Source organism: Rasiella rasia, assembly GCF_011044175.1.
Lineage (GTDB): Bacteria > Bacteroidota > Bacteroidia > Flavobacteriales > Flavobacteriaceae > Marinirhabdus > Marinirhabdus rasia.
In genome coordinates this window covers 997,906-1,017,849 of sequence record NZ_CP049057.1, presented here as the reverse complement: position 1 = coordinate 1,017,849, position 19,944 = coordinate 997,906, and the positions used below count along the sequence as shown (strand labels likewise).

16 protein-coding genes are annotated in these 19,944 nt (G+C 37.5%); 1 reads left to right on the top strand and 15 read right to left on the bottom strand.

Annotated elements, in window-relative coordinates:
* Positions 1 to 145 precede the first annotated feature (145 nt).
* From ribB to tpx, 10 genes are all read right to left on the bottom strand, one after another.
* The gene (ribB, locus tag G5B37_RS04685; RefSeq protein WP_164678910.1) at positions 146 to 1,294 is read right to left on the bottom strand and encodes a 3,4-dihydroxy-2-butanone-4-phosphate synthase; all 1,149 of its coding nucleotides are present in this window, start codon (positions 1,292 to 1,294) and stop codon (positions 146 to 148) included.
* A 75-nt stretch (positions 1,295 to 1,369) separates the two neighbouring features.
* Positions 1,370 to 2,923, bottom strand: a complete 1,554-nt coding sequence (locus tag G5B37_RS04680) for an LptF/LptG family permease (protein ID WP_263649844.1) — start codon at positions 2,921 to 2,923, stop codon at positions 1,370 to 1,372.
* 76 nt (positions 2,924 to 2,999) lie between these two features.
* Positions 3,000 to 3,641: a LolA family protein gene (locus tag G5B37_RS04675; RefSeq protein ID WP_164678908.1), complete on the bottom strand. Its 642-nt coding sequence runs from the start codon at positions 3,639 to 3,641 to the stop codon at positions 3,000 to 3,002.
* 1 nt (position 3,642) lies between these two features.
* Complete coding sequence (locus G5B37_RS04670; protein ID WP_164678907.1) at positions 3,643 to 6,033, bottom strand: FtsK/SpoIIIE family DNA translocase; 2,391 nt, start codon at positions 6,031 to 6,033, stop codon at positions 3,643 to 3,645.
* A 99-nt stretch (positions 6,034 to 6,132) separates the two neighbouring features.
* Positions 6,133 to 7,113, bottom strand: a complete 981-nt coding sequence (locus G5B37_RS04665) for a hypothetical protein (RefSeq protein WP_164678906.1) — start codon at positions 7,111 to 7,113, stop codon at positions 6,133 to 6,135.
* Between the two features lie 53 nt (positions 7,114 to 7,166).
* Positions 7,167 to 7,811: a hypothetical protein gene (locus G5B37_RS04660; RefSeq protein ID WP_164678905.1), complete on the bottom strand. Its 645-nt coding sequence runs from the start codon at positions 7,809 to 7,811 to the stop codon at positions 7,167 to 7,169.
* A complete protein-coding gene (locus tag G5B37_RS04655; protein WP_164678904.1) occupies positions 7,811 to 9,220 on the bottom strand; it encodes a vWA domain-containing protein in 1,410 nt (469 codons plus the stop codon). The genes G5B37_RS04660 and G5B37_RS04655 overlap by 1 nt, the downstream gene beginning before the upstream one ends.
* Positions 9,221 to 9,367: 147 nt before the next feature.
* A complete protein-coding gene (locus tag G5B37_RS04650; protein WP_164678903.1) occupies positions 9,368 to 9,832 on the bottom strand; it encodes a hypothetical protein in 465 nt (154 codons plus the stop codon).
* Position 9,833: 1 nt separating this feature from the next.
* On the bottom strand, positions 9,834 to 10,193 hold the full coding sequence (locus tag G5B37_RS04645) for a diacylglycerol kinase (protein WP_164678902.1): 360 nt from the start codon (positions 10,191 to 10,193) through the stop codon (positions 9,834 to 9,836).
* Positions 10,193 to 10,693 carry a thiol peroxidase gene (gene tpx, locus G5B37_RS04640; protein ID WP_164678901.1) on the bottom strand — a complete coding sequence of 167 codons (501 nt, stop codon included), beginning with the start codon at positions 10,691 to 10,693 and terminating at the stop codon, positions 10,193 to 10,195. Before tpx ends, G5B37_RS04645 begins: the two co-directional genes overlap by 1 nt.
* A gap of 351 nt (positions 10,694 to 11,044) precedes the next feature.
* Between tpx and G5B37_RS04635 the strand changes: the two genes are divergently transcribed.
* Positions 11,045 to 12,610, top strand: a complete 1,566-nt coding sequence (locus G5B37_RS04635; RefSeq protein ID WP_164678900.1) for a DUF1565 domain-containing protein — start codon at positions 11,045 to 11,047, stop codon at positions 12,608 to 12,610.
* A gap of 93 nt (positions 12,611 to 12,703) precedes the next feature.
* Here G5B37_RS04635 and G5B37_RS04630 read toward each other — a convergent pair whose 3' ends face one another.
* From G5B37_RS04630 to nhaC, 5 genes are all read right to left on the bottom strand, one after another.
* A complete protein-coding gene (locus G5B37_RS04630; protein WP_164678899.1) occupies positions 12,704 to 13,387 on the bottom strand; it encodes a hypothetical protein in 684 nt (227 codons plus the stop codon).
* A gap of 105 nt (positions 13,388 to 13,492) precedes the next feature.
* The gene (locus G5B37_RS04625; protein ID WP_164678898.1) at positions 13,493 to 14,125 is read right to left on the bottom strand and encodes a response regulator transcription factor; all 633 of its coding nucleotides are present in this window, start codon (positions 14,123 to 14,125) and stop codon (positions 13,493 to 13,495) included.
* Positions 14,126 to 14,160: 35 nt separating this feature from the next.
* A complete protein-coding gene (locus tag G5B37_RS04620; protein ID WP_164678897.1) occupies positions 14,161 to 17,307 on the bottom strand; it encodes a sensor histidine kinase in 3,147 nt (1,048 codons plus the stop codon).
* A gap of 235 nt (positions 17,308 to 17,542) precedes the next feature.
* Positions 17,543 to 18,187 (bottom strand): peroxiredoxin, encoded by a 645-nt coding sequence (locus G5B37_RS04615; protein ID WP_164678896.1) that lies wholly within the window; start codon positions 18,185 to 18,187, stop codon positions 17,543 to 17,545.
* Positions 18,188 to 18,380: 193 nt separating this feature from the next.
* Complete coding sequence (gene nhaC, locus G5B37_RS04610; RefSeq protein ID WP_164678895.1) at positions 18,381 to 19,859, bottom strand: Na+/H+ antiporter NhaC; 1,479 nt, start codon at positions 19,857 to 19,859, stop codon at positions 18,381 to 18,383.
* Positions 19,860 to 19,944 lie beyond the last annotated feature (85 nt).

Below are 19,944 nucleotides of genomic sequence, written 5' to 3'. Positions count from 1 at the left end.
AGATGTATTATGCCTGGCCAAACTCACTTTGCGCCAAATGAAAACCCTGCTTATTTTAATGGCATCGTTAACACTTTTTTGTCTGAACCCTATAGTAGACCGGACTCAGATTTTACAAAAAAAAGAATATAAGCTCAATATTGAATTAATATTCGACATACTCGGTAATCTCCAACCCATAGCCAATCATCCCAACACGTTTTGTTTGCTCACTGTTAGAAAGTAATTTAATTTTATGAATACCTAAATCATGCAATATTTGCGCACCTATTCCAAAATCTTTGCTGTCCATCACAATATTTGGTGCTTTAACAATTTCGTTTTCTTTCTGAGTTTCTCGTAACGTTTTTAGTCGATTAAGCAAGTTAAACGACTGACTCTGCTGATTAATAAATACAATGGCGCCTTTTCCTTCTGTTGAAATTGCGCGAAACATATCATCTAGCTTTTTATCTGCATTGTTGGTAAGTGTCCCTAAAATATCATTATTTACCAAGGTAGAATTTACACGAACCATTACTGGATCATCTGCTTTCCATGAACCTTTTGTTAATGCAATGTGTACCTGATCATTGGTGGTTTGTTTGTAGGCACGTAAACGGAAACTTCCAAACTTGGTGTTCATTTCGAAATCTTCCTTTTTCTCAATCAATGAGTCATGTTCCATGCGGTAAGCCACTAAGTCTTCAATAGATACCAACTTTAAATTGAATCGTTTGGCAACATTAACCAAGTGTGGTAATCGTGCCATAGTACCATCCTCATTCATGATCTCTACAATAACTCCTGCAGGTTTTAGCCCAGCTAATCTTGCAAAATCAATAGCTGCCTCTGTATGTCCAGTTCTTCTTAAAACACCGCCATCTTTCGCCTTTAGTGGAAAAATATGCCCAGGTTTACTTAAATCGTGTGGTTGGGTATTAGGATCTATAAGTGCCTTTACCGTTTTTGCGCGATCTGAAGCAGAAATCCCAGTGGTTACTCCATGTCCTTTAAGATCTACAGAAATGGTGAAGGCAGTTTCCATAGGGTCTGTATTGTTGCCGGTCATCATCTCTAACTGTAATTCTTTACAGTGTGTTTCGGTAATGGGGGCGCAAATGAGTCCGCGACCATGGGTGGCCATAAAGTTTATAGTCTCAGGTGTTACTAATTCGGCGGCAGCCAAAAAGTCACCTTCATTTTCACGATTTTCATCATCTACTACAATAATTACCTTGCCTTGCTTAATGTCTTCAATGGCTTCTTCAATGGTATTTAGTTGAATTTGGGTATTGTTTTCTGTAGTAATCATGTTCCAAAATTAGACTACAAAGATAAGAAATTGGGAGCAGGAGCGTTTTTGTTTTTAGTAAAGTTACCTATTAAACTATAGATTTTCTAAATCGTAACCTTTCATCTTAAGTTGCTCTTTAGCGGCTTTAATGACTTCTTGAGAATTTTCCTGAGTATTCGCGTTTTTCACGATTTCAATAAGTTGCTTGTCATTTCTAGACAACACTAACGCTTTCTCTTGCTGTGTGAGTAAAATAGCTTGTTCTCCATTTACAATGGCTGCATCTGTATCCTTTTTTCCGAAGAGCTTCGCAATACGTTGAAAGAAAGCATCGAAATCAAAAACACCTTGGTCTGTTGTGGCTCGATACGTAAGCCATATACTTAACGGAAACATTATGGCAGTACTAATCCACGTGGCATAAAACGGGTGCATCGTACCATCTTCTGCGCTGTTCTTTGCAAAAATACCGATGAAATGATACGTTAAGAATAATAAGATTGCGATTACCATTGGAAGTCCCATTCCTCCTTTGCGAATAATAGCACCTAAGGGAGCACCTACAAAGAATAAAATGATGCAGGCAATAGCCAATGCAAATTTATCATGCAAGGCTATTTCGTGCTTATTAAGACGTTTGGTTTTAATCTGAAACTCATTCTTCTTTGCACTAATAGATTGTTGGGTCTGTTTAACATTATTTAGGGCTTGCCCAATAATCTCTAACTTTCGGTTTGGATGCACAATGTCTAGTATTTCTTTCGGGTTTTCTACCGCTACGCTGTCTGCTACTTTTTCATCGTTAAACTTTGTCAATCCAGTACGAAAGTACATCTGGTCAGAAAAAACCACAATGTCTTCAGAATAGGCATTAGAAAGCGTGTCTATTACATCAACCAATTCATGAACTTGGTACATATTATGACTGTTAAGGTCATTTTCTTGATCTACATCTACGCTATTAAACTTTGTAAGATCTAAGTTAATGGCATATTCGTCTAAATAGCTTTTAGCAAATGGTAAACGTTGCCGCTCCTTAATATCTTTTACTTGTACGTCTTCATAATAATTAACACGTTCTAACAGCAGCGTTAGGGTGTTGCTATCTTCTTCACCTATTAATTCTCCTTGGTCTGCCTTCATGACAATGTAATTTCCATTTGGCCTCTTAGGATTTTTCTTGTGAATGGTTACACCCTCTAAATATTGATCGCGATCTCCATGTTTTCGGTCTACCTTAATATTGAAATCGTCTCCAATTTGACTAAATTGTCCTTCGCTTATCACCATCGACGGACTTAACTGTGCGATGTTACGCCTTAGGTTTTGCCATTTATATTCAGAATAGGGAATAACGTTGTTTGAAAAGAAGAAAGCTAGTGCTGCAAGTCCGACGATAAAAAAAATAAGACTACGCATGGCCCGCTGTAAAGAGATACCTGTAGACTTCATTGCAGCGAACTCGTATTTTTCGGCAAAACTACCAAAAACCATCAATGAGGTGACCAAAATGGTAAGTGGTAACACCATGGGAATAAGCTTAGGAGAGAAGAACCAAAGAAATTTCAGAACAATCCAAACATCCAAATCTTTTCCTGCTAATTCAGAAATGTATAGCCAAATACTTTGTAGTACAAAAATGAACATTAAAATAATGAAGACGCTCGCAAACGTCTTCAAATATGTTACCAATATGTACCGGTCTAGTATTTTCACCAGAAGCTTAGTCTAATTTATTGATGTAATAGCCGTCTTTTTTATACTTGGCTTCATCAAAGGTAAACATCCCTTTACTTACAGGCTGATTGGTTTTAAAAGAATTTACCGTTAGCGTGTATTTAGTACCGTTGGCATCTGTCTGTATCAATTTGTAGATATGCTTTGTTTGCGCATCTACTCCTAATAAAATATCCTTAATCTCTGCTTTAGAGTCTATTGGAATTAATTTTACAAACTGAATTTTACGTCCCTTTACATTTTGTACTACATCCATTTTATAGGTATATCCTTTTTCGTAGAAGGTCAACATTTTACTTGGTGTAATCTGTTTGTCTTCTGCAGGGTTGTAATTTGAAATCGTTACCTCTTCGTCTTCCGGAACTACAGTATATATTTTTGCTCCATCAAACATAGTTGTTGTGCCTAACATGTGCAATACATATTTATCACCCACAATAGTAACATCACCTCGAGTATCTTGGTTAATTCCTTCTTTAGCGTTACTTAAATTGTACTTAAAATCGATTGCAATATTGTCGTAACTTTTGGCTTTCGCCGAAACTTCTTTCAACAATCCCTTCGCGTCTTGCGCATTCGCAAAAGAAAAGGCAAATAGCGTAAATGCTATTAATACTAAGTTTTTCATTTTAAAGATCTTCATGTTCGTTTTCTAAATGTTGGTTTAATGCATCTATTGTTGGAACGAGTACTTGTCTTGCTTTACTTCCTTCAAATGGGCCTACAATCCCAGCTGCTTCCAACTGGTCTATAATTCGTCCTGCTCTATTGTAACCAAGCTTCAACTTTCGCTGTAATAACGAAGCCGATCCTTGCTGTGCAATGACCAAAACTTCGGCAGCATCACGAAACAATTTATCACGTTCTTCAATGTTATTATCAATTGTTGTGCCACCTTCTTCTCCTACGTATTCTGGAAGCAAATGAGCACTTGCATACGCTTTCTGACTGCCAATATAGTCTGTGATATCTGCCACTTCTGGGGTGTCTACAAAAGCACATTGTATACGGGTTAAATCATTACCTTGGGTATACAACATATCTCCACGCCCTATTAATTGATCGGCACCACCAGAATCTAAAATTGTTCTAGAATCTATCTTGCTAGTTACTCTAAAGGCAATCCTCGCAGGGAAATTAGCTTTAATTATACCGGTAATTACATTTACAGAAGGTCTTTGTGTGGCTACAATTAAATGAATACCAATGGCACGCGCCAATTGTGCCAACCTGGCGATAGGCGTTTCTACTTCTTTACCTGCCGTCATGATTAAATCTGCAAACTCATCTATTACTAAAACAATGTAAGGCAGAAATTTGTGTCCGTCGTTCGGATTTAACTTTCGGTTTTTAAATTTGGTGTTGTATTCTTTAATATTTCGGCACATCGCATCTTTAAGGAGGTTGTAGCGATCGTCCATTTCAATACAAAGCGAATTAAGCGTGTTAATTACTTTGTTGGTGTCTGTAATAATAGCTTCTTCAGTATCTGGAAGTTTTGCTAGGTAGTGTCGTTCAATTTTATTGAACAGGGTAAGTTCCACCTTTTTAGGGTCTACCAACACAAATTTTACTTCTGCAGGATGCTTTTTGTAAAGCAGCGATGTGAGAATTGCATTTAGTCCAACAGATTTACCTTGTCCGGTGGCTCCAGCCATTAAAAGGTGCGGCATTTTAGCGAGATCTACAACAAAAGTCTCGTTGCTAATAGTTTTACCAAGGGTGAGAGGTAGTTCCATTTCAGCATTCTGAAATTTTGGCGATGCAATTGCAGAACGCATGCTAACAATACGCGGATTCTTATTAGGAACCTCAATACCAATAGTACCACGACCAGGGATAGGAGCAATAATTCTAATGCCTAGTGCCGAAAGCGATAAGGCAATATCATCTTCCAAATTTTTAATCTTAGAAATTCTAATTCCCGCTTCTGGAACAATTTCATACAGTGTTACTGTAGGACCAACCGTTGCCTTAATATTAGAAATGCCAATCTTATAATTTAGAAGGGTTTCTACAATACGGTTTTTATTTTCTTCTAACTCTTCTTGGTTTATGGTAATCCCTTTTCCAGCAGTATAATCTTTTAAAAGCTCTATGGTAGGAAACTTAAAGTTGCTCAACTCCAGCGTAGGATCAAACTGTCCGAAATCTTCAACCAGCTTTTTGCTGAGGTTTTCCTCTACGGTTTCTTCTTCTGCCGTGGTCTCTACTTCCATAGCAACATCTACTTCCGAGGCTATTTCTTTTTGAACAACGGTTTTAAGCACCGGCTCTTCAATAGTTTCGGTGGGAGGGGTTACAATTTCAATGCTCGATGTTTTTTCTTCGGAAACTTGAGTTGTTTTTACATCTAGCGTTTCAACAACCTCTTTCTCGTAATCTGTCTGATTGATATTTTCTGAAGTAGAAAAATCTTCTTTTATATCGTTTTTTGTTTTTCTGAAAGCCGCAATCGCCATTTCGGGTGTAAGCTTTAACCGAAGTACCAAATACACAATTGCTAAGAACGCCATAATTAATATGGTTCCAATAAGCCCGAGATAGTCTTGTGATAAGTCGTTTAACTCATACCCAATAACACCACTTAATAGAGAGGAAGTTTCAGTAAAAAATCCGAAGAACGCTGAAATCCAAATCATAACTAAAAGCCCCCAAAACCAAAAATTGAGCAGTTGTTTTTTTGCGTAATCTAAAAAGAGATACACCCCTGTGAGCGTAATTAAAAAGGCAAAAATAAATGATGCAATTCCGAAGCCGCGGTACACAAAGAAATGCCCTACATTACTTCCAAACTTATTTAGCCAGTTTGCTGTTTCAGTCTCTCGCGCTAAAATCCCTACCTGGCTTTGATCGGTCTGCCACGTAAAAAAGTAAGAAGCAAACGAAATAAGCAATGCCACTCCCATTAGCGCTAAAAAGCTTCCTAGCACAATCTTGTGTTGTTTAGAAAGCGTAAATGTCATCTTTTTACGCGGAGTTTTAGTCTTTTTTGTTTTTGAAGTTTTCTTCTTCGCCATCTAGGTTGGGTTCGCTATTCACAAAAATACAAATATCAAACGGCACAAACCGAATAAAATTTTATAAATGCTTTTGTAACGATTTGCCCTGCTAATGGCTTATGATTCTATATTAGGCAGGATGTAATTTATAAGGAGTTTATCTCCTTTTTTCCATTGTATATAACCTTTGTCTACTTGGCGAAGCCCTTTGTCCTTAAGTTCAACCAAAGCCCATTCTCCTTGTATTTCTAGTATTGCCATATGCTCAAAAGCAGTGTTAACATCACTTGCTTCGTGAAAGGGCTTAATTTTTGGGACTTGTGCTTGTGCATTTAGAAAATCAATACTATTTGTTGAGAGTAGAAAATCTGGCCAATAAAGTAGTTCGCCTCCTTGTTTTTTGATGCGCACTTTCTGCCCATTTTGTGAATTGCCTTCAACAACAACAAACTCACGACCTACTGCAATTACTTTTAGATAAGCAATGCCAAATTGCTGATTCATAGATTCGGGTAAGAGCCAAGGCGGGGCAGAAAGTAGTGTAAAATCACCAAATGTATCCCGTCCTAAGGCAAGACTGTCTTGAGGGGTGTGCTCATTTACACTTTTGCCATGCGTTATGTTTCCATAAAAATAGAGGGTAGGTTCTTTGTAAAAATTGTGCTTATAAAAACCTAAACCAAGTTCATGTTTGCTTAATGGAGTATCAAGTTTCATAAGTAAGTTGGCCGAAACAGGTATTGTCTCTTCAGTAGGAGAGGTGTTTTTATTTTGAAACGGCTTATTACGCTCTTCTTGACGCGCATTTTTATCTTTATACTCAAAATATGTATACCCACAAGTACCCAAGAGCACTGCCAGGAGCACCCAATTAATAACCTTAATTTTAGAGATTTCTAGGAAATGAGCAATAAAAAACGATGCAACAAAAGCAATACCACCAAACATAACTCCATACCCTAAGACTATGGCGCCTCCAGCCAGACCCTGATTTTTGCCTGCTTCAATATAACCAGCAAAAAAGAGACCTATTAAAAAAAATACGAAGAGCATTAAAACGTAAAATGCGAGTCGAGCGGGCTTAAAGAAATTTTTCATGATTTTCAGGAATTAGGCATTGTATTATTTGTTTCCTCTAGACGTACATTTCATCAAGCGAATAGATTGTAGTTTATAAGCAGTTTTCCATCTTTTTTCCATCGTATCCAGCATTTTCCTTTTACTGTATTGTAGTCGTCTGCTAAAATTTCTACTTCCATCCAATCGCCCATGACGTAGCGAGGTTTAAAATAGGCAGGAGTAATAATACGCCCAGCCGATTTAACCATTGGGTGGTCATATACTTTTTGGTTTTTATCTATAAATTCTACAGAGTGACAATTCAACATAAACTGTCCCCAACTCATAAAATTTCCGCTGTAGGTGTGCACATATGCGGTGGTACCCGTACTTTCGTTAATTACAATTTCAGTATAATCAACTCCTAAACGCTTCACTCTCATAATAAAGATTCCGTAGTCTAATTTTTCATTAAAAGGTTCAAAACCCTTTGGGGCATACCCAATTCCATCTACATAATTGCCGTGTCTCTTAGTAAAAGTTATGCTGTCTATCGCCCGTTCTTGGGATCCTGCTTTACTATTAGGGGTATCATACAGGTAAAGCACTGCTACATCTTTAGTGTTTGGTGTAAAAAAGCCTTCACCTAATGTACTTTGTTGTGCTAGCATAACTTGTATTCCAAAGCACAACACAAAGCTTGTGATACCTACACGTTTAATTAATTGTTTCCACATTATTTAATTTCCTTTGAGACAGTTACCGTTTCTCCTTTTTTAACTTCCATAGTAAATTGAGCGCTTTTTGCAGAAGAATTGTATACGCCCACCTCTACTAATGTAACATTATATGTACCAGGATTTAGAATAACATCTCTAAATTTCTTGTAGGTTCTACCTCCATAAACAATCTCGCCCGTTGCCGCATCTTTAATCTTTACACCAACATCATATTGCTCACCATTGTAAGTTCCCGCAATACTCGCTTGCCCGGTTTCAAAGTCAAAAGACACATTTGTTGTTTGCCCTCCAACAATTACCTGATCTTTTATGGTAGTTGTGGTGTTAAGCCCTTTCATTACTAATGCCTGAATATCGATGCTATAGGTGCCAGCATTTAATTCAATTTCTTTAGTTTTTCCATATGTTCTAGCCCCGTTTACAACCTTACCATCTGCATCCTTTATTTTTAATGTACTATCCCAGCCTTCACCATTATTTGTCGTGGTGACTGCAAGTGTTCCGCCATCAAAGCTTACAATAGTGTAAGTGAGTTTGTCATCAGACGTTTGTACATTTTTTATTGTAATTGGCTTTACTTTAGAGTTTTCTAAAGGTCTAACCACCAAATCGTATGTTTCTTGAGGGAGAAAGACGAAGGCAGTGTCTCTATAAGTTCGCTTGTAGCCTGCTTCATTATCGGTTCCTGCTTTATATGCCTTAACATATGCATCAATAGCTTCTCCATTCATAGTGGCATACACTCCGTGATTTCCATCGGGCTTGTCTACAGTTTCTGACGCTACTAAAGTCATTGCATCTCCTAGTCCGCTAGCATCTGCAGCGTCGTAATAGTTACCATCGCCTGCCTTTGCGGCACATTTAAGTTGTTCTGTTTCGCCTTTCTTTAGTCCGAAACCTACAATATGTAGTTTAAAATCGATTCCTTCTTTTTTTGCTGCGGAAACTACCTTACAGATGTCACCATCGCAAGACTCAATACCATCTGTTATTAAAACAATGGTCGCTTTTTGTTTTGAAGTTCTAAGCTGCCCAATTACCGTTTCTGCCGTATAGGCTAGTGGTGTTTTTCCTAATGGTTTAATATTTTTAACAGCGGTTGCTACTTTACTTTTAGAAGTGTTAGACATTGGCAATAATGTTTCCACATCGCGACAATCCCCCTTTTTTCTATGGCCATAAGCAATTAAACCAATTTGCTGATTTTCAGCAAAGTCGTTTATAGAAGTAGAAAGTACTGTCGAAGCGATTTCCATTTTGGTTTTGCCCTCCATTTGTCCCCACATAGAACCACTAGCATCATAAATAAAGATGATAGGCGAGGGTGTTTCAGGATTTTGCTTGTTTTGTCCAAACGCTAGATTAGCGAGAAAAACCAGACAAAGAATCAGAAGTAATTTTTTCATGATACGATAATATATTAGTTAGTGGCTAAATTTAAATTTACAACAATAAATTTATTGGAAACAAACTTACAACCAATGTGTTAGCGTGTCAATTACCCGTTTGGGTAGTTTCAGAAAGATGTGTGAAAATAGGGTTTTTGAAGGCTCTTATTGCTCCTTTTTAAGCGGAAATATGATTCCAACATGTTCGTAATCGAACTCTTCAAAATAAGGTAGAATGACATCGGGGGTTAATGTGATGCTGTCTGTTGAAGTTACTATATGTAGTGACTCTAAATTCTGAACAAGATCATGTCGATCAGACGCACTGTTTAAGTTAAAATTACTTTCTGCACCAATATATAATGCCTGTTTAGGAAGTAAGGTGACCTTTATGGTTAAAGAGTCTGCAGAAAGTGCAATTGTTTTTGGTTGGGTAGGATCTTTTACGCGTGTAAAACTTCGAAAATCTTTTACAACAGGGTTTGTAATAAAAGGATACTGATTAGTTACTCGTTTTGTGGTATAGGTTATATGAATTTCACCTTCCGAAGTATTGTAAATATAAAACTCAGTAAGGTAAGAACAGCTAGTAAGCGAAAGGGCGCATATGGTAAGTAAAATCCATTTCATATTAAAACTTCGGAATATAAATAATACAACCTACCACTATGGCAATGCCAGCGGCAAAGAATACAGCACCCGCGGCAACGTCTTTAATATAACCAATCTTATTATGGAAGTCTGGGTGAACAAAATTTGCAATTTCTTCGGCAGCGGTATTTAAGCCTTCAACGCTAAGAACTAACCCAATAGCCAACATCTGAAACATCCACTCTGTTGCGGAAATTTCAAAGTAAAAGCCAGCACCAATCATAATTAATGAAATAACAAACTGTACCTGTATACTCGCTTCATGACGCACCAGCATATAGGCACCTTTCGCTGCGTATTTAAAGCCTTTAAGACGTTTGCCTAGAAAAGTGTTCCACATTATTTTAATGCATTTAATGCGTTTTCGTAGTTGGGTGCTTGTCCAATTTCTGGCACCTGTTCACTATAAAGAATAGTATTATTCTCATCTAAAACCAATACCACTCTAGAATGTAGGCCTTCAAAAGCTCCAGTAGTAATATCTAGACCATTCTGTTTTCCGAAGGAACCTGTTTTAAAGTCGCTTAACATTTCAACATGTTCTAAGCCATCTGCTGCACAAAATCTAGCTTGAGCAAATGGTAGGTCTCTAGAAATACAAAGCACTTTGGTATTTTCTAGCGAAGCTGCTTCTTCGTTGAATTTTCTAGACGAGGCAGCACAAACGCCTGTGTCTACACTAGGAAAAATGTTTAGTAACTTACGGTAACCCTTGTAATCACTAAGGGTTTTTGTAGATAAATCTGTTGCTGTGAGTTCAAAATCTGAGAGGATACTTTGTACTGCAGGAAGATTTCCAGAAGTTTTTATTGGGGTTCCTCCTAATGTAATGTTAGCCATGATGGTATAAATGTAAATTAAGTTATAAAAATAGGCATTCGGAAGAGATCTTCATAATAAAGGTTTCATAAAAAGAGCTTAGCTATTTTTCTTCGGAAATTTCCTGACTTTTAAATTGTGCTAATATTAAAACTACCCAAGTGGGTAATTGACAGTTAGTTACATAAAATTTAGTTTTGATTCGTATAAAAACGATCCAATATAAATTCAACAAATTGAACACGAAAACTACACGAAAGCAGTGCAGTTCTGTACATTCTTTTCTTGGCTAACTCTCCTCGGGCATAGGCATAGATTCAACAAATGCAGACAATGCTTCCACATGTAGAATTTCAACTAAAACAGAACTTCATGAAAAAAACATTTTTTTTACTCGCAATTATAGTTTCTTTCGGTTTATACGGTCAAGATGATTGTATTCCTATACCGAATGGAAATTTTCAAAATTGGTCTGGAAATGACGACCCCGTTAATTGGCTTACCACCAATATGGGCGATAAATACGGAACTCCCACAGTTGGGTTCGATATGCGTAATGTATTTAGAACTCCAGGAAAATTTGGCTTTGGGGTACGCATTAAAAACGCATCGGTTTTAGAGATGCTAAAAAGTGAAAAGCCAGAGGAGTTTGCAAAGCTTCCTGCATCTGTAAAAGAACAACTTCGGAAGAGTTCTTTTAGTGGTTCTCTCTTTACGTGTCAGGGTAATTGTGAAGACGCCACCTTGTCAGAAAATGAAGTGTTTATGAGAAAAAACATGTTCTTTCCGTTAGAAAAAGCTCCGGGCGCCTTATGTGGATATTACAAAGCTAATTTAAAGGAGGGCGATAAATTATGGATATTTCCTTACCTGGCTATAGAAAATGATATGTCGGCAGGTGGTGTAATGCCAGGTGAAACGGCCTCTGTAATTACAAAAAGCACAAGCGATTGGACCGCCTTTAGAATCCCATTACGTTTACTTCCAGACCGAACTCCGGTAAAAGCATTAATCCAAATGCAAATGGTTGGTAGTGGTTTTCCAGTTACACCGCCATATGGTATGAGTGCTATAGAATTAGCTCAAAAATATCCTAGTACCGACGGTAGCGAAGTGTTTATTGATGAGTTATGTTTTTGTGGAGAAGCAGATGTAATTGACCCTGATGACCCTATATTAAATGCTATAGGAATGGGAACTGGGGGAGGTTCTGGATCCGGGACAGGAGATGAAAACAACTCAGGAAATGAAACAGGGGAAGTTATTTATATGGCTCCCAACGGCAGTGACACTAATTCTGGTACAAGAGCGAATCCGTTTGCAACCATTCAAAAGGCACTAACGGTAGCACAAGGAAAGCGATTGCAAGGTAAGCCTGTGAAAATTATTGTTAAAGACGGGACCTACAGACAAGAGGCTTCGATAAGTGGGAATGGTGGAAATCTACCTCCTTTACAAATTGAAGCAGAGAATCTACATCAAGCGATTTTTATAGGTTCTGAACCTATTACGGTGAACCCTAATTGGCAGAGTCAAACGCAGAATTTGTATATGACTACAAATGGGACGCTACATCCAGATCAAAAGCCGGTATTTAATGCTGCCAATTATAGCAATCCAATGGATACTTCGGTTCCTGCGTTGTTAGTTAATGGAAGACAGTTAAAGCATCAGCAAGGAGGTAACCTAATGGATATTTCTAATGCTTACGTGTATAGTCCACAATTGTTTATGGTAAACCCAGGCGGGGTAAACCTTACGTCAGCTAGCATTGAAGTAAGTGTACGAGAAAACGCAATTAAAGTTGAAAGTGGAGGAAATGTACTAGTGAAAGGGTTGCGTTTAAAAGGCTACCCTCAAGCAAGTATCCCTCAATTAACAGACCAGCAAATGCCAGGACTTGATGGCGTGCAAGCTACTAACTGCAAGTATGAGTAAGTCTATTTAATCACTAAGATAATATTGTAATTAAAGGAGTGTTCAAAGATTACTTTGAATGCTCCTTTTTATTTACATTGAAGCGAATGGGGGCTATTTTTCTTTACGCATATCGCTAAGAAGATGCCCTTCTACACTAAAGGCAGCTGTATTAATAGTGTCTGAAAGATTAATAATTCTTGCGGTGATCTGTGATTCTCTTTTTTTATCATTAAATGAAGCCTCCATAGCAAATTCACTAACGCCGCAATCACTAAGCATGTCTATAAAATCTGTGTCTTCTCCCGCTCCAACAGATTGGTAGGCAAGTATCTGTATAAGGTTTATTGCAATTTTATCTGTGGTCCAGAATGTACCTTCATAGTTTGCATTGTTGCATGAAATTTCGTGGCAATCGTATTCATTTATTCTTTTTGTATCGCCAAAACTTTCTTTTTGTTGAATTGTATCCAGAGAGTCATTTAGTAATGCATGGTGCATTCCGGGCCAGTACTTTTTGTTCATAGGCAGAATGTAACCTCCTTTTGTTCCGTTTAATTCGTACAATCCCGTTATGGTACTATCTGTTGGATTGAAAAGTAAGCGTAAATCTTCATTCTTTTTTGCATGTATGATAATGGCAGTCTGGTTTTTTGAGAAAAAATAGGAGACCGTATCAGTGCGTACGTTTCCGTTCTGGTTTTCTTGCGCCACTACAAAGTCGAAACTGCCTGTAAATGATTGGCAGTAAGCAATAGTTGACACTAGAGCAATTGAAATAAACATGGTAAGTTTCATGGTATAAAATTTTATTGGTTTAGCTATCTATTTAAAAAACCGTCAATTAAGTTTTTGATGTGTTTTAGAAGCTTTGTTCTTAACATTTTAGAATTGGTATGGTATCTATATCCAGCCTTTTTTTATTGCTTTGCTTACGGCCTCGGCTCTAGAATTTACATGTAGCTTTTTGTAGATGTTCTTTATATGGGCTTTAATGGTATTGGTTGACACATATAAATCTTCGGCTATCTGGCGATTATTCGTGCCATTACTTAGCTTTTCTAATACCTCTAATTCTCTGCTGCTTAAATGGTGTTCTGTTTGTGGAGTAAATGAAGCTATTACTTGGCGTGCAATTGACGGACTCATAGGAGCGCCGCCATCAAATACATCGCGAATACCTTGAAGAAGAAACTTAGAAGAGCTTCCTTTTACTAAGTAGCCAACGGCGCCATTTCGTAAAGCAGAGAAAACTAGATCTGATTCTTCATGAACGGTTAGCATCACAATATTGAGTTCTGGTTGTATTTTTTTTAACTTCGGAATTGCCTCTATACCAGATATACCAGGAAGGTCAATGTCTAGAAGTAAAACATCAGGGCAGTGATTTTTTAGAATTTCCAGCGCAGCTTCCGCAGAAAAAAAAGTTCCGGTTACATGAAACCCTTCGGCATTATTAAGAACTTGTTGCAACGACTTTAAGATGAGCGCATCGTCTTCAACAATAGAAATTTTTATGTTAGATAGCTTGTTCATTAAGTTAAAGCAAGATACGTTTTATCTCCTAACTGTCAGTTACCCAGACGGGTAGTTTCTAAAGTGAGTGTTAACGCGGTTCCGCCATTGGTTTTAGAATTTATTTTTAGAGCACCACCCAAAGCTTCAGCTCTCTCACGCATATTTTTAAGTCCGTTACCATTACTTTCTTGATTGGTATCAAACCCGTTACCATTGTCTTTAAGTATCACGATAAGCTTACCAGGTTTATGCTGAATGCTAAAATGTAGGGTAGTAGGGTTGCCATGCTTTACACAATTGTTGGTAGCCTCTTTTAAAATCATTAGCAAATGCCGACGTTCTGCCATATTAAGCTCCTTTGTTTTTAGGTCTTCGGAAATGGGCTCACTTTTAAATTGAATGTTTGCATATTCACAGAACTTGCCTGCAAATTCGGTATATCTGGTAAGGGTGTCATAGGCATTATCTTTTGAAGGATCTAAGGTCCAAATAAAATCACGCATACCGCTATTGAGGTCTTGTACGTTTTCTTCAATTTGATGCAAATGGTCTTGTAATGCTTTATTATCAATGTTTTCCATACGGGCTAGTTCGGTAATCAATGAAATTCGTGTGATTTTTGTACCCGCCTCATCATGGAAATCGCGTGAGCTTCGTTTTCTGAAAATATCTCGTTCTTGGGCACGTGCTAATTCTACGCGTCGCTCTTGTTGCAGTCTAAGTTTCAGTAAAAAGTAGACAAATCCAATAGCTGCTAACGCGAAAAGAATGTATGCCCACCACGTGCGGTGCCAAGGTGGTAATATTTCAATTTGTAACGAAATAGGAGCGCTCCATACTCCATCATTGTTTGAAGCTTTAGCTAAGAGTGTATAGGTGCCTGGGTCTAAATTTGTGCGGGTAATGATGGGGTTTGTAGTGTAGGTCCAATTTTCTTCAAAACCATCGAGTTTATAGGCGAAGGAGGTTTGTTTTGGCAACGTATGATTTACGGTTGTAACTTGAATTGAAAATATCTTATCTTGAGGTTTTAGCGTGATTTTTTGAAGATATCTAAGTGCTTCAGGAATTGTAAAAGTATCTTTCGTTTTGCCTTTTATTGGTACTATTTCATTTAGAACCCTCAAATTTGAATAGTAAACCTTAGGTGCTGCAGTATTTTCAAAAATTTTATTTGGATTAAAATGAATTACCCCAGAAGTGTTTCCGAAATACAGCTTACCATCTTTAGTTTTAACTGCAGCTGCTTGATTAAAATCTAGGTTTTTATTTGCTAGGGTTTTAATATATGGTTTTAATTCATTTGTTGCTTTGTTCCATTTGGTTAAGCCGTTTCCAGTACTTAGCCAATACTGGTTTTGGTTTACTTTAACCATTTCATATACTACATTGTCACTTAAACCATCTTCTTCAGTAAATCTTTTTACTTGCGGGGTAGATGATGTAAAGAGGGCCTCTTTATCGGAAAATTGAAAAACTCCTGCACCTGTGGTCATGATAAGTTCCCTTTCATCTACACATAGAATTTTGTGAATACCATACGAGCCCATAATTGCATTCCCTGGTAAACGGGTAAAGTAATCTTGGGTGTTTTCATCTTCTATCATTCCAAAACCTAAAATAGATGTCCCAAGCCATATCCTATCCTTTTCATCTATTTCCATAGAAATTATTACATTTTCAAGAATGCCGGTAGGCTTGTCCTTAAAGCTAAATTGTTTAAGAGAGCCATCTCTATTTACTTTAATAAGACCAGCGCCATGTGTGCCAACATACATACTGCCGTTTTTGCCCTTTTTTATAAAGTAAGTATACTGACTTAAATGTGCGTTGTGCGTAACCGTGCTTAAATCGAATTGAGAAATTGTATATGTTTTCTTTGTTCTATCTGCCCAATCTATAATATTGACGCCATTAAAAGTTGCCAGCCAAATCCTGCCATGATCATCTTCTTCAATTCCAATAATTTGAGCCCCTGAAAGCTTTTGTTCTCCCTCACCATTAGAGATATGAATATATGCTTCTACAGAATTATCTGGGCTAATTACTGTGACTCCATTTTCGTAGTTGCCAATCCACAAAAACCCTTTAGAATCTTCATAGATAGAAAAAGTCTTATCGCTTGCTAGACTTCTAGGGTTGTCTTTTTCATAACGTAAGACACCAAACTGATTGAGATAGGGGTCGTAAACATCCAGACCAGAGATGGTCGCCACCCACATTCTATCATTAGCGTCTCGGGCTATGCTAAACACTTGATTAGAACTTAGGGAGTTATCATTATTAGGATTGTGATATAAATATGTAAAGGTTTCTGTCTCTGGTTGCAGTAAAGTAATGCCATGAAAAGTAGCCATCCATAGCAAGCCATTTTTATCTTCAGAAATTTCGTAGATAAATCCGTGGGATGGGCCTTTATTTGGTTGCGGCGGATAATGCTTAAAGCTAGGGTTGTCCCAAGTACCAGTTAATAATACTAATCCTAGGGTTTCACATCCTATCCAATACCTATTTTTACTATCTCTAAAAATAGATTGAAGCTTGTCTTCTGGTAATCCATTTGTTGAGTCTAAATGTTTAAATGTGTCATTTTCGGGGTTAAAAATTGAAATTCCCACGTTCGAGACTAATACTAATCTACCATCATCTAAAACCTCTATCTCTCGTATAGCAGTCTTCCTTGGACCATCTTTTTTTCCTTCCACATACGGCCAAGAAGTAATGTTATGAGTTTCTTTGTTTATACGAGATAGACCTCCGCTGGTGCCAATATAAATGTACGGGCCATGTTCTTTTAAAAATGCAATATGGTCTCGAATAAGGCATTGGTCGCAAGTACCAACTTTAGAGAAATTAGTAAATAATTGGGTTCTGGGATTGTATTTAGAAAGTCCTTTTCTTGTGCCTAACCATATCATTCCATCTGTGTCTTCAATGGTGTGGAACACTTCATTAAATACGAGTCCGTTTTTTAAGGTGTCTATGGGTGTTTGAAAAACGTCAAATTTGGAGCCGTTAAATCTGTTTACTCCTTTGTGCGTAGCAACCCAAACATGCCCCGTTTTATCAATTTCTAGGTCGTATACAGCAATTTGGCTCAATCCATCATCCACTCCATAATGCTGAAATTGAATTTGGTTTTGGGCATAAATTTCGAAAATAAAGAGCAAAAGAAGTATAAAGATTATAGGCTTCTTCATAAATAAATTGGTTAGTATTTTAAAATTACAAATAAATACTGAAAATCAATAGATTACATTTTGTGAATCTTGTTAAGTTTCCGAAGGAAGCTATTAAAAATAGTGCTGTAATTCCTTACCCATTTGGGTGATATTGTTAGAAATGCAAACCATAAAAAAACCCGCTTTCTAAACAGAAAGCGGGTCAAGTTTAACCTAACTTACTTAAATAAATAAACTAATTTCTTGGCATGAATTAGTTTAAATGCTCTGAAAGATATGCTGCAACACCTTCGCGATTTGCGCTCATAGCCGTTGCTCCTTCCTGCCAATTTGCAGGACATACTTCACCATTTTGTTGCACATGGGTGTATGCGTCTATTAATCTTAGAAATTCTGACACGTTTCTACCAAGTGGCATGTGGTTAATACCTTCATGAAAAACTGTTCCTTCTTCATCGATGAGGTATGTAGCGCGATATGTAACATTATCACCGTCTACTAAAACTACTCCTGTTTCTTCATCATAGCGCTCATTAGTAACATCTAAAATGCCCAATTGGTTTGATAGGTTACGGTTGCTATCTGCCAAAAGCGTATAAGATACACCTTCAATTCCGCCGTGATTTTTAGGGGTGTTTAACCATGCAAAATGTACTTCAGGAGTGTCGCAAGAAGCTCCAATTACAATGGTATTTCTCTGCTCAAAAGCATCCATTGCGTCTTGAAATGCGTGTAATTCTGTTGGACAAACAAACGTAAAGTCTTTAGGGTACCAAAACAAAAGAACCTTTTTGTTTTCTTCTTTTGCTTTCTCAAGAATGTTCACTTTGTGTGTAACTCCTGACTTGTTTGTTGCGTCTACTGCAATATTTGGAAATTTTTTACCTACAATGGCCATATGTGTATATTTTATATTGTTTTTTCTTCTGAAATCGGCTAAAATTGTTGCCTTGATTTTAGAGGGTGCAAAGGTACAGAATCGTAAGTCAAAAAGAAAGAAAGTTGAAGCCTGATTTTTATAAATTTCAGTTAAAAAAAATGCTTCAGAAAAGGGAATTTCCGAAGCATTAAAAAATTAAGGCTTTTTATAATTATGCAGTCTTAGGCTGACGTAACATCTTTATTTTTATTCTGAAAGCTGCAAATAGTAAAGTCATAAACGGACTTAGCCAATTGAAGATAGCATAGACAAAATAATCGGCCACACTAACGCCTAAAACGCCACTCTGGTAGGCCCCACATGTATTCCAAGGGATTAGTACCGAAGTTACAGTACCACTGTCCTCAAGCGTTCTAGATAAGTTCTGAGGTGCAAGTCCTCTGTTTTCATATGCTTTTTTAAACATTTTTCCTGGTACTACAATGGCAAGGTATTGATCACTCGCAACTACGTTAAGACCTAAACAGCTAATTACGGTGCTTGCAAAGAGTCCGAAGATACTGCTTGCCAAAGCCAATAATGATTTTGTAATTCTAGACAATGCGCCAATTCCATCCATAATTCCTCCAAAAACCATGGCACAGATGATAAGGTAAATAGTCCATAACATTCCTTCCATACCTCCTGCAGAAAATAGGTCGTTTAGTTTTTCATTTTCGGTAACAATTGCGGTATCTGTAAGTATAGATTGTACTATGGCTCCCATACTAGAATCACTTAGACCTGCGAGCACTTCAGACTGGAATATTACAGCAACAACTGCTGCAGTTACAATCCCTGCTGTTAATGCGATAAGCGGCTTTGTTTTAAAGAAAATTAATGCAATAACTATAGCTGGGACGATAAAAAGCCAAGGCGTAATATTGAAAGTTGCATCAATAGTCGTTAATAATCCGCTAATGTCGGCATCTCCCGTCACATCTACAGTCGCGCTTATAATTGAAAAGACGATTAAGGTAACAATAACCGTTGGCACTGTTGTCCATGCCATATATTTTATGTGTGTAAACAAATCTGTTCCCGCCATTGCTGGGGCTAAGTTTGTGGTATCACTTAAGGGAGACATTTTATCTCCGAAATAAGCTCCAGAAATAACAGCTCCTGCTATCATTCCAGGATTTATGCCTAAGGCTGTTCCAATTCCTACAAGGGCAATACCTACCGTAGCAGAGGTCGTCCACGAGCTCCCTGTAGCGACTGAAATAATAGCAGAAATAATTAGCGATGCAGGCAAGAAAATTTCTGGACTTAGAACTTGTAGTCCGTAATAAACCATTGCAGGTATAACACCACTTATAAGCCATGTGCCGGCCAATGCACCAACTAAAAATAGAATCACGATAGGTACAAATACACTTTTTAGATTCTCCCACACCTCTAGTAACATGACGCCTAGAGAGACTTTGTTAAAGAGGCCAACAACCGCACCTACTACACCTCCCATAAGGAGTATTAGTTGATTGGTATAACCGCCCAACCATTCTTGGCCTTCTACAAAGAAGATGTTATAGGCAAGTAGACCCATGAGAATTACAACAGGTATAAGTGCCTCCCAAATAGAAAGCTCTTTATTATCTATAATATGTTGTTTCTCGATATCAATTTCAGAGAGGTTGTCGTTTTCTTGCATTGGTTGTAGTTTAATAGAAATGTAATGTTACGACTTTGTTACCTTTTTAGCAAACTTGATTGTATCGAAGCATATTGCGTATTGT